The organism is Lutimonas vermicola, assembly GCF_038433205.1.
GTDB classification, from domain to species: domain Bacteria; phylum Bacteroidota; class Bacteroidia; order Flavobacteriales; family Flavobacteriaceae; genus Lutimonas; species Lutimonas vermicola.
Genome location: NZ_JBCDNA010000001.1, coordinates 705,321 through 727,561, shown reverse-complemented (window position 1 = coordinate 727,561; position 22,241 = coordinate 705,321). Strand labels below are relative to the sequence as shown.

The following is a 22,241-nucleotide window of genomic DNA, read 5'->3' as shown; positions in this document are numbered from 1 at the left end:
AATTTTAGAAAAATTAATAATGAGTACATCTTCAGTTAACAAGAAAAACGGACTTTTTTTCCATATTCAAAGATTTTGAATTTAGTATAAGTATTGTTTAACCGCGCCTGCAAGTACATGAAGGCCTTTTTTTTTAAATTAATCCTCCGAAAGGTAAGCTTTAAAATTCCCGGTGTATAAGCGAGGATGGTATTCCAGACCCAGTGCGTCTCGTTGAACGTCACCCTTCCATAATAATTCTAAGCCTAGTTGTTCGTTGAGTTTAAATGAATCATATCTCATTGTATATGAGCAGTATTCATAAGAATCATGAGGGATATTTCTAAAAAAATTAAGAAAATCATGTGCTAAATAAAACAGATTGTCGTTGCAATCTGCAGTGATATCATAATTAAAGAATACAGGATTTTCCTGTGTTTTATAATTTGCCAAATCGTCTATAGTAAAGTCAGTATCTGAAATTTCCCTTTTCTTAAATTTTTCGTAAGTCGCCGATTTGAGCGGTAATACTATGGAATGCCCGGAATAATTTCCATAATCATCCATGATCATTAAATTCAATTCAGGTAAAAGTTCAATGGCCCGTGTCAAAGTATTTCTGGAAATGGGTTCCAGGTTATTTTTTTGGAAAAGCAGGTCCTTTCTTAGAATTTCCATATCCTTACGAGGGTCGATAGTGCGAATTTTATTTGAGAATTCTTTCACTCTTTCTTTAAACCAACGAGCATCAGGTAATTCATTATTTAATTCAGTCAGTGAGTATTTTCGTATCCTAAAGTCATAAAAAGTCGGAATAGGGATGTTTGCATTTAAATTTCTGATCAGCTGATAAGGCAGTAAAGTCACTTCGGCAATTTCCCTTTCCTTGTCAGCTTTAATTAGGGTTATATCTTTCTCCCATCGCTGGATTGTCCGAATATCGACGTTGATAAGCACAGCCAGGTCCATTTGAGAAAGATCCCTGTCATTGCGATAATCGGTTAAGAGTTCACCTATTGAAAAATAGTGTTTCATATGATCATATCAATGGATAAAAATAATGAAAATAAAAAGAAGGCTGATACTGGTGATTGTTTTTAGATTGGTTGTAAGCCATAGTCCACTATTATTTTACCTGAATTCACATACACCAATGTAGCTTGCAGATTCAAATGTCGTATCATTTACTGAATCATAATTGATTTTGACACTATAAGCTTTAGGTATACAGCAGCAGATTACTGACAATTGAATTTTATTATGTAAGCTAACATGGGAGCTACAGGATATAGTTATATAAGTTAAACAAGCTTCGATAAAGTTAGACAAGACGATCTCATCTATAGTCAGCGTCAATCTAAAATAAAATCAAACGAGTTAAATTTCGCACTTTTATTAACAGAAAAGTACAGTTTTACCTTTTATAAACAGGCGTTTTTTATTATTGTTTTCTCATCTAAACACTATTAAAGTGCCTGCAGGTATTGGATTATCAAACCCTTAATGCCTTGATAAATAGCGAGTTTATCAATCTGAAAAATTTTGTTCATATTTTTCAAACATTTTTATTGTGTAAATTGAACAGAATAGAAATATTTTTGTAATTTCGAAATGCGTTTCAAAATACTCGGGGGAAAAGTTTTGAAACTAACCTAGCCTGACAGATCTTTCTGTCAGGTTTTTTTGTGTAATTATTCTAAAAAAGAGATAAACAAAGTTAACAACAGTCAACGTGTTTTAAGTTGTGACGGTTTTTTTATTGGCAATGATATTTACATCTTTTTTTTCTGCCGTTATTAGCTTATATAACCTATTTTAAATGCCTGCCTTCTCTGGAAAGTACCAAGTATAAATCAATGAATCTTGTAAAAAGCATCTATGATATTAGTCTTTTTTTAATGTTTATTGTTTTTCATAAATTGTTGCTTTAACTGCGTTTCTATATTTTTTTATATATTTAGACAAGTCTATTATCAATTGTTTGAGAAAGATTTTATTAATTTTAGGTCACTGTGATGATGTTTCATTGTTGACTTTTTGGTCTAATTAAGAGATATACAAACAATTAAAATCCCCTCAAAATGCCCCGTAAACTGTATTCCTTCCTGGTGGGAGTTGACAAATATCCTAAACCCGGAGACCTCTCCGGATGTGTTAATGATGTCAGAAAAATAGAGCATTATTTGACCAATTTAAACAACTCTTTTTATGATGAAATAGTTGATCCTATGGTTTTAACAGATGAAGAGGGTAATCGAAAAAACATCATCAAACAGTTACAAAAACAGGTTAAAAAATTAGGATCACAGGATACCTTGTTATTTTATTTTAGCGGTCATGGTGTAAATGAGATTTCAAATGACTTGTTTTACGATAATTATAATGGCCTTATTCAAACCCTTTATTGCTATCCCCCTGAAAATCCAAAAGAAGATAACAAACTTGCCAATAAGGAGCTTCGTTATATATTCGGCCAATGTGTAAAAGGGGCTCATATTTTGACAGTTTTTGATTGTTGTCACTCAGGCGATATGACAAGATCGATGGAAAAGGACAGAAAAATGAAAGCTGCTTCGATAAGGCCTTTTGACGAAAGAGATTACAAGGACTTTATTTTTAGCAAGCAAACGACAGCGGATGAACTTAGAACAAAGGATTTCAATCAAATATTTCCCGATAACAATATTGTAACGCTTTCGGCTTGTCTGTCAAGTGAACGGGCATGGGAGTACAATGGAGGAGGAACCTTTACCAACAGCCTCATAAAAACACTGGAAAGCAGCAACAGCGCTATCAGTTATGCTGATTTATTGAAGCAAATTGAATTACACGTTAGAAGTACGACTTATGAAAAACAGACGCCGACCATTTCTATTTTAGGAGATCGAAAATACGACCAACTTACCAGCTGGTTACGACTCAATGGAGACAAAATGAAGAAGGGTAAAAGTTTTATTCAATACAATGATAAAACTGGCTGGATGTTCAGTAAAGGAAAGATGCACGGGGTAGCTACCGGGGATACAGTAACCATTCGAACATCAAAATCCCAAACCACTGACCTTAAAATAAAGGATGTAAATTTAATTGATTCAGTCATCGATCAGGGCGACATAGAACATGTCAATATAGACAGGAAAAAAATATATGCAGTGATCAGGGAAACGATTCATAAAAAGAAACCTGTTCTCGGAATTCATCATATTGATGGGCCTGACACTTTTTTTCAACAGATCGAATCAATTTTAAAAAAAGATGACAGTATTGATTATTCAACTGTTTTAGGGCAGTGCGATTATCATGTGAATATATTCAACGGGTTGCTTTACTTTTCCTTTCCTGATGCAACGTATCAGCCCCTGAACCGTCAATTTGATCTTGTGAAAAATAAGGGGCAAACAAATAGTCTTATATCTTATTTTGAGAATAATTTGCCCACAATTTGCAATTGGTTCCATTTTAAAAACCTCGAGATTCAGGATGATTTTCAAGAGATACCGGTCAGCATTGAAGTAAAAACTGATGACACCGAATACCGTGATGTAACCAATGGCTGTTTTGAAATGAAGCCACAGGGTAGGATTAGCGGCAACTGCTTAGGCAGTAAATATGACATAAAAGTTAGCAATGAGTCGAACGACAATATATATGTAACCCTTCTTGCAGCTTATCATTCATTGCATGAAATAAGTGCAGTTGACGGTAAGACCTTTGAGATTTTACCGGGTAAGTCAAAAATATTTAAAAATTATATGCAAATCGATCCTTATCAGGAAATCTATAACTGGGAGGAAGAAAGGGTCTATTTGAAATTTCTTGTCAATAATTATGGAGAGATCACACAGGAGATCGCTTCATTGAGCCAGGATGGTTTTTTGGCTCCTTTGACCCATAGAGGTGAATCAAGAGGGGGAGGTAGTATCGAAGAAATTGAGAATCCGGTAAAGAATGCCATATACAGTGCTGAACTCATACTTTTAAACGATTCAGTGAATAAAATTTCCGGAGAACTTGAATCAAATTTTTCCTGGTACATCAAGAATAAGCAGGTATTCCCTTTTATTGAAAAGCTTTACCCCAAAAAGGCATTAAAATTGGAAAATGATAAAGCGCATGATGTGACGATGGAGTAATGATAAAGCTGATAACAAATTAGAAACCTGTTATTTTATGTGTAAAATAAATTATAATAAAACTTATGGCACGCCTTTGTAAAAATGAATTTACGGATGAATTAAGAATCCTCTTTGATGCGAATCCACTGAGAATCCCTCAAACAGGTATGCAACCTTTAACCATATTGGAAATAGATTCAAGTAAAAAAGCGCGTTATTTTACCCAATTCAAATCACTGATAGATGGAGATTTTGGAGATCCGGTAGAAATAAGAACCGAAGAGCTGGCAGGTTTTTCAATGAAGAAAAGCAAGAAGGTTAAAGTAGGTCTTGGTTTAGATTTACTGCAAAGTTATTTGGGTGCTTTTGGTGTGCCACCGGGTGCGATTGAGGGAGAAATTCAAAAAGATGATAAATTTAGTCTGTCATTTTCTAACGTAAGTCGAAATTATTTTGATCAGGTAGAGTTAGGGAGGTTTCTTGAAGAGAATGAGATCAGGATTAATGAAAAATTTATCTCCTTGAAGAGCCCTGATTCGAAATTGGCGATTATCATAGATGCAATCGTTTCAAAAGATTTTAACATATCCGTTTACGATAAAAGTGACAATGGTGTTAATTTATCGCTTCCGGCCATTGAAGAATCCATTGCCAATGCAAAGATAGAGGTGAGGGTCTCTCAAGAAGCCTCAAATGATATAAGTTTTAAAAAGGATTATCCCTTAACGTTTGCCTTTTCCTGTAAAGAGATCCAAATTGTAGATGGAAAAATTGTGGCAGGGGAGTTGATCCAAAATGCACGTAGTATTGGCCCTGATACAACAAAACAAAATTTACTTGATGACGATATGGATCAAGGAGCCTTGCTTATTGAAATAAGTTCTGATGATATTTAAATTAAAATGCTATAAACTATGTATGTAATCGGTGTATTTGATGATCCTAATAAAGATTTAGAGCACATAAAAATTGAAAAAGATCATTTTCAAAATATAATGGGCAAACTTCAGATGGGAGAAGATTTTAAATATGAAATATTTGAAGGAAATTCATTGGAGTCTCTAATGGATAAAATTGATGAAATGCAGGATATATTAACCTGGTTTCATTTTAGCGGGCATCACGACAAAGGCGGAATTCAACTAAATGACGGGAATTTTTCAAGTTTAGTTGAGCATTTAAAAAATTGTAAAAATCTTAAAGGTGTCTTTATCAATGGTTGTGCCTCCGAAAGCACGCTCGAAAATTTGAAAAACATTGTTCCAATTTGTATAGGAACCAATAAACCTGTCAACGACGGATTAGCTACTAAATTTTCTGAAAAATTCTACCAGAAAATGACCAAAATCGCTAATTGGAATGATTATGTTAAAATTCACAAGGCTTTTGAGCTTACAAAAACTCAAATAAACGATCTTTTAAATACAAAAGAAGGAATTGATGGCATAGATTTCACGGTTAGGGGAGGTGGTAGTTTAAAAGAAATGGAACTGGAAGACAATTTTTATTTTATTTCATCTGAAAGTGAGGAAAACAAGAATCTTTTTGATCAAATTGATCCTGATATAAAGAACTATGTGTTTAACCAGGTATTGACCAAGCAGCTCATAGATGAGATAAAGTTAAAAAGCAGTGTAGCTGCATTTCTTAAAAAAGTAGCCTCAGGTAATGAAGATCAATGGGAGCTCAAGCCTGAAAATCTTAAAAATGCCCAAGGGGTACTTGAAGATAGTTTTGTCTGGGTCATTGGATCTGAATTAAGGAGGTTGTTTGCTATTGGTGCTGATAAACAATCGGACGCCAAAGCTAAAACAGAAGATTATATGACGCATTGTTTTAGCACATACAGGATTTCATTGCAATTGATCAATTACCTCTTTATATCAATTTTATGGGACGAAAAAACAAAAAACCCAAAAATTGACACAGATAAGGCTTTGATAAGAGATTTCTTTTGTGCAAACCGAAATCTTAAACTTGTAGAGCTTCGCAACTTATTTCAACTATTGATCGAAATTTTCCAATCAAATAAACTTGATTTTCCCATCGAAGAGGATCATTTGGGAGATGTAAAAATGTACCTGGATTCAGACAGTAAATTTAACAAAGCCTGCAGCAGTCTTGAAAGCCTGGAAGATTCAGTTAATGGAATATACGAACTCAGTGATTGTCGAAATGCGGAAATGGCATTGGCAGGTTTCTTGACTGGATTCAATTTTTTCGCAAACTATAAATTAGTCACCATTAAAAGGATAGAATATGAAGAGTCCCGTAATTCAGCCGCAAAGTATATTAAAGACATTACGATCTTGGAGAAAAAGGAAACGGAAAACCTTATTCGTGTTCTTAAATATGATAACTCACCGGCTTTGACCTATTCTGTAATCTTCAGGAACAAGAATAAGGCTATCAATTTATTTCCTTTCTTACTTGATTTTAATGCCCTTATCAACGCTGCCGGTTTTCAATTATATTTTTATCAGTCGAGTAATGGCAAAAGTGGAATCAATTACTACTCGCTCAAGAGTGAAGAGGAGAAAACCATATTTTACAAGGCTGCAGCAGCAAAAACGGTTGAACAAATTGAAGACGAGGACAAGAAAAACAGACTTCAGAAAAAAATCCGTTTAGATTTGGTAACGAAGCAGTTTGAGGAAGCCATGAATACATTGCTTGGCACGAACTTTAAGTTTGAACCTCAGGAAGATGAGATGATCGCGGAGGATTTAATTAATATTTAAATATATACTATACATGGGAAAGAAATACCCTTTTAAGTTTTTGGATAGTTATACAAAAGAAGATAAAGATTTTTTCTTCGGTCGAAAAACAGAAATTGATGCCTTATACAAAATGATATTTAAAACCAGGATCCTCGTGGTCTATGGTACATCAGGTACAGGTAAAACAAGTTTGATACAATGTGGTTTGGCGAATAAATTCAATTCGTATGACTGGTTATCGCTCAATATCAGAAGGGGGACGAATATCGTTTCAGCCTTAGACAAATCCCTGTGCAGTGAAAGCGATGGCATGTTTAGCTATGACGATAAGAATAAGGATGGGATTAAAGATCTTTCAGCTAAAATTGAGGCCGTCTATAAGGCTTCTTTCAGGCCCATTTACCTGATATTTGACCAGTTCGAGGAACTCTATGTACTTGGCTCAAAATCAGAACAGAAACAGTTTATCAAAGCCATAAAGGAAATCCTATCCATTAAAAGGCCGGTCAAAATCATCCTGAGTATCAGGGAAGAGTATTTAGGTTACCTGTATGAATTTGAAAAAGAGGTACCCCAACTTTTGAGAAGAAAGCTCCGGGTTGAGCCAATGAATATTGATAAGGTCCGTGAAGTTATGCATGGAATCAACAGCTATAAGGATTCCCTGGTTAGAATTAAAGATGACGAAATTGAGGAAATAACCGAAGAAATTTTTGAGAAATTAAAGGGAAAGGAAAAAACTTTGACTATTCAATTGCCTTATCTTCAGGTATTCCTGGATAAATTGTACATGAACAAAACGGGTGATGAAAAGCATGAGACAGATGCTGAAATATCGATGGATGACCTTAAGAAAATTGGAGATATTGATGATGTATTAAAAGATTTTTTAGAAGAACAGGTAAAACAGATCAGCGGTAAATTCAGCACCAAGAAAAACAAAGTTACTTCTGAAATGGTTTGGTCGATACTTTCCAATTTTTGCACCTTGGAAGGCACCAAGGAACCTATTTCAAAAATTGAATTGATCAACCGTTTACCTAATGTTAATAAAAAACTGATTGATGCTTCGGTTGAAGCATTCACAAAAAGCCGTATCATCAAAAAATCTGATGAAGAAGATTTGTATGAACTGGCCCATGATTCCCTTGCCTTAAGAATTACAGAAAAGAGGAGCGAAGATGATATTTCATTGCTTGAAGTAAAAAGACTGATCAAAAGTAAAGCCTCTTTAAAGGGTGATTTTAAAGAATTCTTTACGGCTAAGCAACTTTTATTTATTGAACCCTATGAAAAGAAACTGGGCTCAGATTTAAGTCCTGATGAAGAGCAGCTACTCAAAGACAGTAAGAAGGAAATCCTAAAGATTAAGAAAAAACTGAAGCAGAAAGAACGAAATAAAAGGCGTTTGATTTTTGGTGTGCTGGGTGTCATTATCATTGGACTATTGATTGGTGGTTACTTTTTGCAACGGGAATTCAAAATGAAAGAAATTTTGAATGATAAATTAGTTTTGAAAGGAATTATTGAGTCAACCGGTTTAAAACTAAAAGATGCAACGAATCTAAAAGCTACAGATCCTACTAAGGCCTTATTGTTGGATGGAACAACAATGTATAATTTTAGTAAAATGGAAAATGAAGACCTTTATCAGGATTTGAAAAACGGGTCTTATGGATGGAGTACAAATATTTTGTTTTTGAACAAGTATATCAAGGGACAGTTTGAAGAAATTGATAGTCTCAGGCAGAATGCTTTAGATTCAATACAAAAACACGGAGAAGGCCTTTTAAAAGAAAATCATGCCTTATACAAGATTCTCGATTTTGAATCGACTCCGTCAGATCGTACAAATAACCATGCAAAGGATTATACCTTATCAGGACCTCAGGCTTTAAATATGATTTTTACAGATGATGAAGAGGATGCTGCGTTTAGAATCTGGAGTGGAGATGAAGCTATTGTCAGGAAAATAAATAATAGAAACGACTCGATTCTTCAGATTGTATTTCCTCTGGACACTTCTGAGGCAATGGTTTTGTACAACAATGGAAGGGCTGAGTATATTGGTAACAACAAAGCTTATAAACCATTGAATATAGATGTGTTAAATTCAAGGTATAATAGCAGGCCATTAAGGATAAACAGTATTGCACCCATTAATTATGAGATCATTGGTTATAAGATGTTAAGTGCCCTGAACAACGATAAAATAGTGCAATGGAATTTAAACGGAACCATAAGGCATAATGATAGTTTAAAAATACAACCTGTCATATATGATAAAGGCAATATTCAATTGGGCGATAGTGTTGTATCCATAGCTATTTCTCCGAGAAGGCATAAAATATTTACAGCTACAGACAATGGTATTGGCATCATTTGGTTCGCAGATACAAGCAGAGTTTTACTTCCGAAAGAATCTAAGCTGGCCTTTAGTTTAGAACAGGATACTATCATGAGTAGTTCGTTTTCAAAAGATGGTACACTCATAGTAACAGGGTCTAAAGATCATTCCATTGCCATTTGGAATGATAAAGGCAAACTTATAAAAAAATTGAAAGGCCACACCAGAACTGTGACTTCGGTCGCGTTTTCAGCAAACAAGAAGTTTGTTTATTCAGGGTCCTTAGACGGAACCTATAGAAAATGGTTGTTGCCGCCTGAAATTTTAAAAGACACCATAGTTTATAAATCTATTAAATGGCATAATTATTCCACATTCCCGGAGATTTATGATATTAAGGCTTATGAAAAAATAAATTATTACAATTTCCCAAAAACGCTTCCTTAGATGAGAATGAGATTCGGTTAGCGTGAAGTACATCAAAATAACAAGTCATTCTATAGCAAGAAAAAACCGGGAATCTAAATTGATTTCCGGTTTTAAACTTTAGTAAAAAAACTCTTTTTTACTTAAACAACTTCTTGTAATACTGCTCAGCCATTCTGCGGCTTGTAAAATCAGGAATCACATCATCCATACCATTGAATACGATTTCCTGCCATTTTTCAGGTGCGTCGTAATACATAGGGATTACTTTGTTCTCGAGCAAATCATACAAATTGTCTGCATCCATTTTATCCTGGTCCCAGTGAGGCAATCTGTAATCTACTTCAGGAAGCACAAAACAATTTTTACCATTTTTTTGGAATTCAGGAATCCAGCCATCGTTGATCGATACGTTTACTGACCCGTTCATGGCAGCTGTCATTCCACTGGTTCCTGAGGCTTCCCTTGTAATTCGCGGCGTATTTAACCAAACGTCAGAACCGTATTTCATTTTTCTCGATAAATTAATCTCATAACCCACCAATACGGCCAGGTTAGATTTTTGCTTTGTATAATTCACCAGGTGGTTAAAAATATCGATAGCGTAAAAGTCATAAGGATAGGGTTTACCCGCCCAAACAATCTGTACCGGATATTTTTCATTGGAGATTAGTCTTTCAAAACGTTGCAGGTCATGCAACAAAAGATCTGCCCTTTTATATCCTGCAAAACGCCTGGCCCAGACAAAAGTCAGGACATTCGGGTCGAATATTTTATTGGTCTGTTTGGCTACCTCATTGAAAAAATCCTGTTTTACTTCCAACTTTCTTTTCTTATAGGCCTTCTCCTGTTTTCTTTCCCAGGTCCTTTTAATGGTTTTATCCTGCCAGAAATTTTGATTCTGGGCATTGGTAATTGGGATAATAGGGCAGGTGCCTTCATAATCCTTCCACATATCCTTAGCAACCTTGGCGTGCAATTTTGATACTGCATTGGCCTTTTTTGCCATTCTCAGTGCAGAAACCGTATAATTGATCATACCTCCATTGACTGCTTCTTTCTGTAATTCCTGTTCAGAAAGGAATCTTCCAAAAAAGCCACACCTGTTCAAATGACGCGCATCTCTTTCTTCATTACCGGCCTTTTCTGGTGTATGTGTTGTAAATACCATCTGGTTCTTCTTTACTCCCTGATCCCTAAGGTAATAAAAAGCAGGCAGTCCGTGCCCTTCATTTAAGTGATAAACTTCCGATCCGCCTAAAGCTTCAACTACTTTCGCCCCTCCGATACCCAAGACGATGCTTTGAGACACACGTGTAACTTCGTTGGCGTCGTATAAATGATTGGTAATCGTTCTCGATAGATGGTCGTTGCCTTCAACATCGGTGCTCAAAAAGTACATCGGAACGGTACCAAAAATCTCAGGTTTTAGCACATAGGCCTTTACCTTTACATGTGGATTGTCATGCAGCTGAACTTCTACTTCAATACCTGAATCTTCAAGAAAATCAAAGTGTTTTTCATTAAAATCGGTCCTAAGGGTCTGATCGTCATTTCTCGCCTGATCATAGTAGCCATATTTCCATAACATCCCAATGCCGATCATGTTTTGCTTTAGCTCAAAACCAGATCTCATATGAGAACCTGCTAAAAAACCAAGGCCTCCTGAATAAATGTTAAACGCCTGATCAATACCAAATTCCATACTGAAATAGGCGACTTTTTTATTATAGGCAGCAGCAGGTTTGTAAGGATGATACCATGTGCTGTATTTACTTTCTGTAAGTGTTTCCATGTTTAAAAAAAATTAAGTGGCAAATGTAATAAATATTGGTGTAATTAAGCAATCCTTAATTGTTGAAATGCTTCAATGTCACAATGCGACAATGCCTGAAATCGAAGATTCAGCGGAGCTAATGCGTGGATGCGTTAGTACTTCAAAAATCTTCAAATTTTCATATCAATATTTCTTCTGTTCCTTTTTTGCTCCTCCCCATACTATTTGTTTAAGTATTCGTGATGTGCTTCGCAGTTGCTCCTCCAAAAAACGAAATCGAGGAAGGAGATTCATGAGTTCCAAAATATATGATAATAGGCAAACGAATAAATCGAGGCACGAGATTCATGAGCTCCTATTTATCAAATAACAAATAAGGCGAACTAACCAAAAAAGGAGGTTGCTTTTACGAGGTGTTTTTTAGGCTTTTCTATCGAACGCCTAAAAACCGTTTAAAAAGTGCTAAATTCCTGCCTCGCCGGCAGGCGGGTTTTCCAAGGCTTCAAAAATTCTTTACGCACTTTTTAACATACACTTGCGTAAAAGCTTCCATCCAATCAACAATTTCGTTGGGGAGTTCACTTCTTAAATCTCAAATCAAAATCCTACTTCGACCTGCCACGCCGATAGGAGTGGTATTCAATGCTACAATGCTACAATGCGTTAATGCATCAATGCATGAATACTTCTTAAATCTTAAATCTGAAATCTCCAATCTTAAATCAATAGCCTACTTCATCCTGCCACGCCGGCTGGAGTGGTATTAGATATTCAAATGCTACAATGCATGAATTAAGTTTTTTAGTTCTATGGTTTTGAATGAAAAATTCGTAAAACATTCTTCTCTGTCCTTTTGGCTTGATCCAAAAGAACGAAAAGATCAAGGCTGATTTTGTTTTTCTGTCCATCTCTCTGATAATTTTTACTCCACCATAGCCCAAGCCGCTTCGCTTTGGGAGCTATTGCTTCGTCCAGGCTAAAATTATCAGGATGCAAGACGAAAAACAAAATAGGCCGCTCAGATCTAATCAATAATTTCGTTAGGAAGGTCAATTTTCAAATCGACATTCGAAATTCAAAATTCCTTGTTCGATATTCTACCTTTTAGGTCGAACGCACTTCCGTTGCTTCGTTCATTATTGCTGACGTGCAGTGCCCCTATCTAATCAACAATTTCGTAGTGGAGTCCACTTCTTAAATCTCAAATCTCCAATCTTAAATCTCAAATTAACATGTAGCTTCTTCCAGGCTAAAATTATCAGGATGCAAAACGAAAAACAAAATAGGCCGCTCAGATCTAATCAATAATTTCGTTAGGAAGGTCAATTTTCAAATCGACATTCGAAATTCAAAATTCCTTGTTCGATATTTTACCTTTTAGGTCGAACTCACTTCCGTTGCTTCGTTCATTATTGCTTACGTGCAGTGCCTCGATACAAATAAACATTATACTTGGTAGAACAATTCGAAATTCAGAATTCCCTGTTCGATATTCAATGCTACAATGCTACAATGCGTGAAATCGAAGATTCAGCGGAGCTAATGCATCAATGCATGAATACTTCTTAAATCTGAAATCTGAAATCTCCAATCCCTGCCTGCCGGCAGGCAGGTCAAATCAAAATTCCTTCTCCCTTCTCCCTTCTCACTTTTTCTGTCTCCCTTATTCTTGAATAACCTGCTTTACGCTGCCACAGGCCAGCATCGCACTTCCAAAATAAGGATTCAGGACATTTTTATCATTGCTCAACCAATAAGCCCCTTTATTATCATCTGCCATGGGGCAAAACTGATTATAAACAACCTGGCCGATACCATACATCTGGACGGCGCTGGTTATGGCAGCCGATAATTCTTTAAAGTGATGTCTTTGTTCTTTAATGCCGCCTGAAGCTGCAATGGCATCGGCAGCCTGACGCATTTCATTTTCTGCTGTCATCCAATGCTGATGCGACCCTGGGTCTGAGAGTAATTTCATATCTACTTTGTCCAGGTTTTGTAACAGAAGCGAACTATGTTGTTTTACACTATTCACATCATCCTCCACCAGGGCTTCTTTGATGCCTATATACTCATTGAAGACCGATTGTAACTGTTTTTTAAAGTCATTTGAAACTTCGACTCTTTTATGAGCAGGGCTTTCACCTGTGCCCGTATTTTGAACATTGACCTGCAGCTGTCCATGTTCCTTATGTTCAGGTACCGCTGCAGACCCTTCTTTATTCATCATCGATTTCTTTCCTTTTAACTGGGCGGCCGCATCGATGGTAAAGGCCCCGTTTGTCACTATTTCATCACCGGCATTCAGGCCCTGGAGCACCTCGTAATAGCTGCCAAAATTCCTGCCCATTTTGATTTCCCTCATTTCAAAGACAGGTTCGCCTGGATTTGTCTTTATGTATACCACAGATCGCTCTCCTGTCCAGAGGACGGCACTTGCAGGGATAGTCAATTGATTTTTGGTATTTGAAGATATACCATCAATATTACCCTCGACAAACATACCGGGTTTGAAAAGGTTTTGTGTATTCGGCAAAACCGCTCTTAGCTTCAGGGTCCTGGAAGTTTGATCGAGTATCGGATCTATAAAAGAAACCTTGGCTTTATATGATTTTCCCGGATAAGCCTGTGTCAGAATGGTTATCTCCTGTCCTTTTTGAAACATTTCTATTTGATTTTCATAAACATCAAAGACGGCCCAGACTGAAGTCAGATCGGCTATCTTAAACAAAGCCTGTCCTTGTTTTACATAGTCACCCTGTTCAACCAGTTTTTCGAGCACCGTTCCGGATACTGTGGCATAAACCTCAATATTTTCCTTGACTTTTTTTGATGATTCAATCTGGTTGATCTGGGCATCACTGAGCTTCCATAACTTTAATTTGTTTCTCACGGCCTCGTATAAACCCGGTTGGCTATCTTTTAACGAGAAAGCCGTAATCAACTCTTGTTGGGCAGCCATCAGGTCGGGTGAATAGATACTGGCCAATAATTGACCTTTTCGAACCTGGGTACCTGTTGCACTGACATTGAGTTTTTCGATCCTTCCCGAAAAATAACTAACCTGAACCGCATTTGTTTCTTCGTTTTCAACAATTGTCCCCGATAATTTTATGCTGTTTGCCGTGTCGTCGGCATCGCCAACGATCGAAGTCTGCACATTGGCAAGTGCCAGGGCATTTTTACTGAGCTTGAATTGGTCTGCCGTAAGTCCTTCGTCACCACTTATGGCCGGAATCAGTTCCATTCCACAGATCGGACAATTGCCGGGTTCGGGCTGCATGATTTGAGGATGCATGGAGCAGGTCCACATTTGTGTTTCAGCAGCTACTTTTTCATGGCTGTGTGTTTCGTCCTCTTTAAAATTTCCGGAGAGAACCACTCCTAATATCAAGCCAATAATCAATATTGCGAAATAAGCTATATATTTTTTCATATTCATTTTTTTAAATCTTTACATTTTTCAATCTTAAGGCATTGGCAATCACAGAAACAGAGCTAAAACTCATGGCAAGTGCCGCAATCATGGGAGACAATAATATACCAAAGAAGGGGTAGAGCACACCGGCAGCAACCGGCACTCCAATGCTATTGTACACCAAGGCAAAGAACAGGTTTTGTTTGATGTTCTTCATGACCTCGTGGCTCAGGTTTTTGGCCTTTACAATCCCCTGAAGGTCCCCTTTGATCAGGGTAATGGAAGCACTTTCTATAGCCACATCCGTTCCTGTACCCATGGCGATGCCTACATCGCTTTTCGCTAATGCAGGTGCATCATTAATACCATCCCCGGCCATGGCCACTATATGTCCCTGGCTTTGTAATTTTTCGATTTCTTTGAGTTTGTCTTCAGGCAGGCAGGCAGCGCGATAAGACGACAATTGCAAGGTATCTGCCACATATTTAGCCGTATGTTTATTATCACCTGTTAACATCATAACTGCTATTCCATGATCCTGAAGTTCTTTAATGGCTTGTGCACTTGTATCTTTAATCGCATCACTGATCACTACATAGCCCTTTGCAACGCCATCTATACTGATGTATGAAACTGTTTTACCCTGGTTTTGAAATTGTGACGCAGCTTTTTGCTGTAGTTCAGACAGGGAGGCGCCTGCTGCTGCCATCATTTTATCATTGCCAATCGCTATATGTTTTCCATTGATCATACCCTGAGCCCCTTTTCCTGTAACGGCCTTAAAATCGTCAACTGGAAACAGCTTTAGTTTCTTTTTCTTAGCAAAACTAACAATAGCTTCTGCCAGGGGATGCTCACTCATTTGGTTTAATGAAGCCATAAGCTGTAAAATATCATCGTCATGGCCATTATCAAAAGCAGCTATATGTTCTACGGATGGTTTCCCCTGGGTAATTGTTCCGGTTTTATCTATAATCAAGGTGTCTATTTTATCCATTTTCTCAAGGGCTTCAGCATTTTTGATCAGGATGCCATTCTGTGCCCCGCGTCCAACACCCACCATGACAGACATCGGAGTCGCCAGCCCAAGTGCGCAGGGACAGGCTATAATGAGTACGGCAATGGCATTGATTAGGGCAAATACATAAACAGGTTCAGGGCCCCATAATGCCCAAACGGCAAAAGTAACTATTGAAATGGCCACGACAAGAGGCACAAAATAAGCCGAAACCTTATCTGCCAAATTTTGAATGGGCGCCCTGCTTCGGCTGGCTTCATTCACCATTTTGATGATCTGTGAGAGGAGGGTATCAGCTCCAATTTTTTCAGCCCTCATTAAAAAAGACTGGTTGCCGTTGATCGTGCCGCTATTGACATAATCCCCTGTGGTTTTAGCAACAGGAATCGGTTCCCCTGTAACCATAGACTCATCGATGGTCGTCGATCCTTCTGTAATTGATCCATCGACCGGAATTTTATCTCCGGGTTTTACACGCAGGATATCCTGTAATTTTATCTGATCAAGACCGACCACTTTTTCCATGCCGTTCTCAACAAGATATGCCGTATTGGGTGCCAGTTTTAAGAGTTCCTTTACAGCGGTGTTGGTCTTGCTATGGGCCCTTGCTTCAAGCACCTGTCCTAATAAAACTAAAGTAAGGATGACGGTAGCCGCTTCAAAATACACATGAACCGTTCCTGTTTCTGTTTTAAACTGTACAGGGAACAGATCAGGGAAAAGCAAAGCGAACACACTAAAGATCCAGGCCACTCCGGCACCTATCCCGATGAGGGTAAACATATTCAGGTTCCAGGTTTTTATCGACCTGTAGGCTCTTTCAAAAAACATCCGGGTGGTATAAAATACAACAGGCAATGACAGCAGCATTTGAATCCAGTTCCAGTATTTCTGATCAAAAAGATTAAAAAGAGGGTTTTCAGGGATCATCTCCGACATCGCAATCAGGAATATAGGTAAGGTAAAGGCAACAGATAACCAGAATTTCCTTAGTAATTTCAGATAGTTTTTTTCCTCTGTACTTATATCGGGCTCAATCGGAATAAGGTCCATACCGCAAATGGGGCAGCTACCGGGCTGATCTTGTATTATTTCAGGATGCATCGGACATGTGTATTTGATGTCGTCTGCAGGATTCAGTTGTATTTCTTCCACAAGATCCATCCCGCAAACCGGACAGTCACCAGCCCGGTCATAGGTTTTTTCACCTTCACAATGCATGGGGCAATAAAAAGTGCCTGTTCCTTTTCCTTTGGGGAGTTTTATTTTGGCAGTCCCGTTTGTTGAAACCATCCCGGGAAGATCAATGCTATACCGACCTCCGTCATGTGCCAAAGCCTCCTTAAAGATATCCAAGGGAATATGGCCTTTCATTTCAATGACAGCCTCCGCTTTTTCAAGATCAACGCTTACCTTTTCCACCCCATCTATTTCAGAAAGGGATTTTTCAACATGGGTGCGGCAACCATTGCAGGTCATTCCCTCAATACTATATATATGTTTCATTTTTTTACTTGCTTAGATAATTAATCATTGTTGTTTGTCTGTAATAGTTTCTAATGGCATTGATCAGCCCCATTTGAAACTTCAATTGCAGTTCCTGAATATCAAGCACATCGTTAAAATCAATGTTGCCTGATTCATAACTTTTGAGGAGTATGCTTTTTGCGTTTTCGGCCTGTTCAAGATTTTTGAGTTGTGTGTCATAACTAAGGCGTGAGGCCATGCGTTCGTTTATTGCTTCATCCATCAGCTGCTGAAGTTTATTGAACTGAGACTGTTTTTGAGCATCTATTTCAAGTTGCTTTAGTTCGTTTTGTTTACTGTTTGACTTGTATTTCTTATTAAAGATAGGGATCGACAAAGAAACCATGGGCATAAATATATCTTTGCCATTATCGGCAAAATCCATATCGGGTCTTTTCTCAACCGGGATATAGTCAATTCCAAATCCGATCATAGGGCTTTTTTCTTTTTGATTCAACAGTTCAGATTGCACTACAGAGGCGTATAGCTTGTCGTATTTCAGCAATTCCGGATGCATCTCAAGGTCAGAGGCCATCACATCAAAGTCATGCTCCGGCATGGGCAGATCATCAATCAAAACAACAGCCACAGAGAGATCCCTGTTCAGAAGGCTGTTTAAAGCAGCTTGCTGAGACAGGTATTTTTGATGCAATACTCCTTTAAGTTCTGTTAAATCATTTTTTCTCATCTGTAAACGAAGCACGCTAACAGCAGATGCCTTTCCGGTTTCTACGGCGTTTAATGCCATCGTTTCATAGACTTTCAGCAAGTCAATATTCTGTTGAATAACAAGATCTTTAGACTGTAAATCGTACATGTTATAATAGGCATTGGAGATAGAGACGATCAATTTTCGCTGTGCAACTGCAATTTCCTCATATTTTGCATCCGACATGGAATTGATATAGTTTTCCCTTGCTGTTATCGACCCAAACCAGGGAATCATCTGTTTTAAAGAAAACTTCATTTTCTGGGCACCGGTCCGGGTTTCAGGTTCACTGATAAAATAGCCATAACTAAATTCCGTATTTGGGATTGTATTGACTTCATTGACCTTTTCATTGGCGATCTCATATTGTATATGGTATTGCTTGATCTCAGGATTGTTTTCTAAACCCAGGCTGATCAGTGTTTCGAGATCCTGCGCCCAAAGGCCATTTTGTATACTAAGTACACAAAGTATCCATAAAATATTTTTCATGATCTGTTATTTTTAGATTGAAACTCAGCCTTTATACTATACAGCACAGGCACGACAAAAAGCGTAATCAGCGCGATAAGCATGCCGCCAAAACCAGGTATGGCCATCGGGATCATGATATCACTTCCTCGACCGGTAGATGTTAAAACCGGCAATAAGGCCAGGATTGTGGTTGCCGTTGTCATCAAACAGGGCCTGATCCGTTTTGAGCCTGCCTCTATGATCGAAGCCCTGATCTCATTTTTATTCGCAGGTTTGTTTTTCTCAAAGGTCTGTTTTAAATAGGTGGCCATGACGACGCCGTCATCCGTTGCGATACCGAACAAGGCAATAAATCCTACCCAAACGGCAACACTGAGGTTAATGCTGTGCATTTGAAAAAGCTCTCGAAGGTTTTGACCCAGGAAGCTAAAATTCAGGAACCATGGCTGGCCGTATAACCAGATCAGGATAAATCCACCGGCGAAGGCAACAGCGATCCCCGAAAACACCATTAGAGATGTGCTTACAGACCTGAATTGAAAATAGAGGATCAAAAATATCAGCAACAGGGCCAGAGGCACGACCACAGAAAGTGTTTTTTCGGCCCTGACCTGATTTTCATAGGTCCCTGTAAATTGATAATTCACACCTTTAGGAACAACTAATGCCCCGCTGTCGATTTTTTCCTTGATCCGCCTCTGGGCATTTTCAATCACGCTGACCTCAGCAAACCCTTCCATCTTGTCAAACAAGACATAACCAATCAGAAAAGTATCCTCACTTTTGATCACCTGGGGCCCTTGTTCATAGCGAATACTGGCGAGTTCGCTCAAAGGTATCGGGTTTCCTTTTTCTACAGGGATGTAGACATGTTCCAGATCGGCAGGGTTTTCTCTTAATTCACGTGGATACCTAACCCTGACCGTATAGCGTTCACGTCCTTCAACCGTTTGTGTCAATGCCATGCCACCCAGGGCTATTTTGAGCACATTCTGTACCTTGTCAATGCTGATGCCGTACCTGGCGATCCTTTCCCGGTTAATGTCAATAAGTAAATAAGGTTTGCCAACAATTCGATCGGCAAAAACAGCTTCTGTTTTAACACCTTCTGCTTCTTTTAAAATACTTTCCAAAGCCATTCCAAATGCCTGAATTTGTTCCAGGTCCTGACCCTTTACTTTGATGCCCATCGGAGCCCTCATTCCGGTTTGAAGCATGACCAGTCGCGTTTGAATCGGTTGTAATTTTGGGGCAGAAGTTACCCCGGGTAACCGGGTCACTTTCACGATTTCGTTCCAGATATCGTCAGGTGATTTGATCTCAGGCCTCCAGTTTCTGTAGAAAGCGCCGTTTTTATCCGGTATCAGCTGTTTATAGCTAATCTCGCGGTTCAAAACAGCAGGGCCCTTAAAATTATTGGGATTGGCTGCAAAGCCACCTGCTTTTAAAGCAAAGGCCCCTTCGCTATTGACCTTAAAGCGTCGTCGCTTCTTTTGCTCATTCAATATAAATTCAGGTTTATACTGTATGATGTTTTCATACATTGACATTGGGGCAGGGTCAAGGGCCGATTCAATTCTTCCGGCTTTGCCGACAACTGTTAATATTTCTGGTATGCCGGCTACAGCCATATCAAGTTGTTGCAATACTTTTTTATTTTCTTCCACCCCTGCATGAGGCATAGACGTAGGCATGAGCAAAAACGATCCTTCATTCAGGGAAGGCATAAATTCTTTTCCGGTATTTTTCATGATGACAAACCCTGCCAAAACAATCAGTAAAGGAAGTGAAAGAAAAATAAGTTTATGGCCGAGTGCCCAGGATAGCAGGCTGGTATAGTAACTTTTGAAAATAGTAAAAACAGCCAACAGACCCAGGCAGATCAAAGAAACAAACAAAAAGTTAGCGAAAAAGTTCTGATCCACACCCAAAGGCCTCCAGTATTCGGTCAGCAATAAAATGATCGCCAAGACGACCATCAGTATCTTGGCTAGATTGGAGTTTTTTTCTGAAATTTTCTCTTGCAACCTGCCTGTTGTGATCAGCGCAAAACCGATTAAAATGGATCCCAGCCAGTAACCTTGTACAAGCGCAAATACGCCAATCAGTCCAAGGATCGCCTGCAACAGGTAATTACCGGTTTTATGGATATTCTTTTTTTTGAACAAAAAAGCGGCGAAAGGCGGTATTAAAAACAAGGCAACAAGCAATGAAGCCACAAGGGCAAAGGTTTTTGTAAAAGCCAGCGGCCTGAACAGTTTTCCTTCGGCCCCAATCATCGTAAAGACCGGTATAAAACTGATGATTGTCGTGAGGACTGCCGTTAAAATAGCCCCTGAAACTTCTTTTGTCGCTTCATATATTACTGTGTTAATGGGTTTATCGGAGTGGTTCTGTTCCAAATGCCTGATCATATTTTCCGACAGGATGACACCGACGTCAACCATGGTTCCGATGGCGATGGCAATTCCCGACAAGGCGACAATATTTGCGTCCACCCCAAATAGTTTCATCGCAATAAAAACCATTAAAACAGCTATGGGCAACAAACCGGAGATCAGTATCGATGCCCTCAGGTTAAATACCATGATAACGATCACCAGGATAGTGATTAGAATTTCCAGGCTCAGTGCCTCATTAAGCGTTCCCAGTGTTTCGTATATCAATTCAGTACGATCGTAAAAAGGAACAATCGTTACCTGTGAAGTCCTGCCATCCTGAAGTACCTTTGAAGGTAAACCGGGACTGAGTTCGGCAATTTTATCCTTTACATGATTGATCACGTCAAGAGGATTCGCCCCGTAACCGGCCACTACGACCCCACCAACGACTTCAGCGCCTTCCTTATCAAGGATCCCCCTTCTTGCTGCCGGGCCCAGGGCAACCCTGGCAATATCTTTGATACGCAGGGCGGTATAATTTTTGGAACTCACTACAGCATTTTCAATATCTGTCACTGATTTGATATAGCCCAGCCCCCTGACAAGGTATTCCACATTGTTGATCTCAAGCGTTTGGGCACCGATATCTTTATTGCTTTCTTTTACGGCACTGACCACATCTGCCAGGCTAATATTGTATTGACGCATTAATTCAGGGTTTACATCTACCTGATACTCCTGTATATAACCTCCAATTGAGGCTACTTCAGACACCCCGCCTGCAGATGAAAGTGCATTTTTAACATAGTAATCCTGAATACTTCTGAGTTCATGAAGATCCCAGCCCCCTGTTGTATTTCCTTCTTTGTCCCTGCCTTCGAGGGTATACCAGAATATCTGCCCAAGCCCTGTGGCATCGGGGCCCAATGAAGGACTTACTTCCTCGGGAAGCAATCCGGCTGGCAAGGAATTCAGCTTTTCAAGAATGCGGCTTCGACTCCAGTAAAATTCAATATCTTCTTCAAAAATAATGTAGATACTTGAAAACCCGAACATGGAATTGCTGCGTATCGTTTTTACGCCGGGTATCCCTAGCAAAGAAGTGGTAAGGGGATAGGTGATCTGGTCATCGATATCCTGGGGCGACCTGCCTTCCCATTTGGTAAAAACGATTTGCTGGTTTTCCCCAATATCAGGGATAGCATCCACTGCAACCGGATGGCTCGGCAAAAAACCGGTATCCCATTGAAAGGGAGCATGTACAATACCCCAACCTGTAAATAGCAGGAGGAGTAACAAAGCAACAAGTTTGTTTTCGATTAAAAATTTAATGCTTTTGTTTAGCAT

At 38.7% G+C, this 22,241-nt stretch carries 10 protein-coding genes; 4 read left to right on the top strand and 6 right to left on the bottom strand.

The genetic code is table 11. From position 1 onward, the window contains the following. Positions 1-138: 138 nt before the first annotated feature. Entirely contained in the window at positions 139-1,014 is an 876-nt protein-coding gene (locus tag AABB81_RS03275) for a helix-turn-helix domain-containing protein (RefSeq protein ID WP_342158614.1), read from the bottom strand. A 1,046-nt stretch (positions 1,015-2,060) separates the two neighbouring features. Between AABB81_RS03275 and AABB81_RS03270 the strand changes: the two genes are divergently transcribed. The 4 genes from AABB81_RS03270 (at position 2,061) to AABB81_RS03255 (ending at position 9,611) form a co-directional block, all read left to right on the top strand. After that, a complete protein-coding gene (locus AABB81_RS03270) occupies positions 2,061-4,112 on the top strand; it encodes a caspase family protein (RefSeq protein ID WP_342158612.1) in 2,052 nt (683 codons plus the stop codon). A 65-nt stretch (positions 4,113-4,177) separates the two neighbouring features. Further along, positions 4,178-4,990 (top strand): gasdermin, encoded by an 813-nt coding sequence (locus AABB81_RS03265; protein ID WP_342158611.1) that lies wholly within the window; start codon positions 4,178-4,180, stop codon positions 4,988-4,990. An 18-nt stretch (positions 4,991-5,008) separates the two neighbouring features. Next, positions 5,009-6,835, top strand: a complete 1,827-nt coding sequence (locus AABB81_RS03260; RefSeq protein ID WP_342158610.1) for a hypothetical protein — start codon at positions 5,009-5,011, stop codon at positions 6,833-6,835. A 13-nt stretch (positions 6,836-6,848) separates the two neighbouring features. Next, entirely contained in the window at positions 6,849-9,611 is a 2,763-nt protein-coding gene (locus AABB81_RS03255) for an nSTAND1 domain-containing NTPase (protein ID WP_342158608.1), read from the top strand. Positions 9,612-9,729: 118 nt separating this feature from the next. Here the strand turns inward: AABB81_RS03255 and glgP are convergent, their stop codons facing one another. The 5 genes from glgP to AABB81_RS03230 all read right to left on the bottom strand — a co-directional run bounded on the left by glgP (position 9,730) and on the right by AABB81_RS03230 (position 22,241). Next, positions 9,730-11,385: an alpha-glucan family phosphorylase gene (gene glgP / locus AABB81_RS03250; protein WP_342158607.1), complete on the bottom strand. Its 1,656-nt coding sequence runs from the start codon at positions 11,383-11,385 to the stop codon at positions 9,730-9,732. 1,645 nt (positions 11,386-13,030) lie between these two features. Next, positions 13,031-14,803: an efflux RND transporter periplasmic adaptor subunit gene (locus tag AABB81_RS03245; RefSeq protein WP_342158605.1), complete on the bottom strand. Its 1,773-nt coding sequence runs from the start codon at positions 14,801-14,803 to the stop codon at positions 13,031-13,033. A 10-nt stretch (positions 14,804-14,813) separates the two neighbouring features. Next, the gene (locus AABB81_RS03240; protein ID WP_342158604.1) at positions 14,814-17,309 is read right to left on the bottom strand and encodes a heavy metal translocating P-type ATPase; all 2,496 of its coding nucleotides are present in this window, start codon (positions 17,307-17,309) and stop codon (positions 14,814-14,816) included. Between the two features lie 4 nt (positions 17,310-17,313). Beyond that, on the bottom strand, positions 17,314-18,531 hold the full coding sequence (locus AABB81_RS03235; protein ID WP_342158602.1) for a TolC family protein: 1,218 nt from the start codon (positions 18,529-18,531) through the stop codon (positions 17,314-17,316). Further along, positions 18,528-22,241, bottom strand: a complete 3,714-nt coding sequence (locus AABB81_RS03230) for an efflux RND transporter permease subunit (RefSeq protein WP_342158600.1) — start codon at positions 22,239-22,241, stop codon at positions 18,528-18,530. Before AABB81_RS03230 ends, AABB81_RS03235 begins: the two co-directional genes overlap by 4 nt.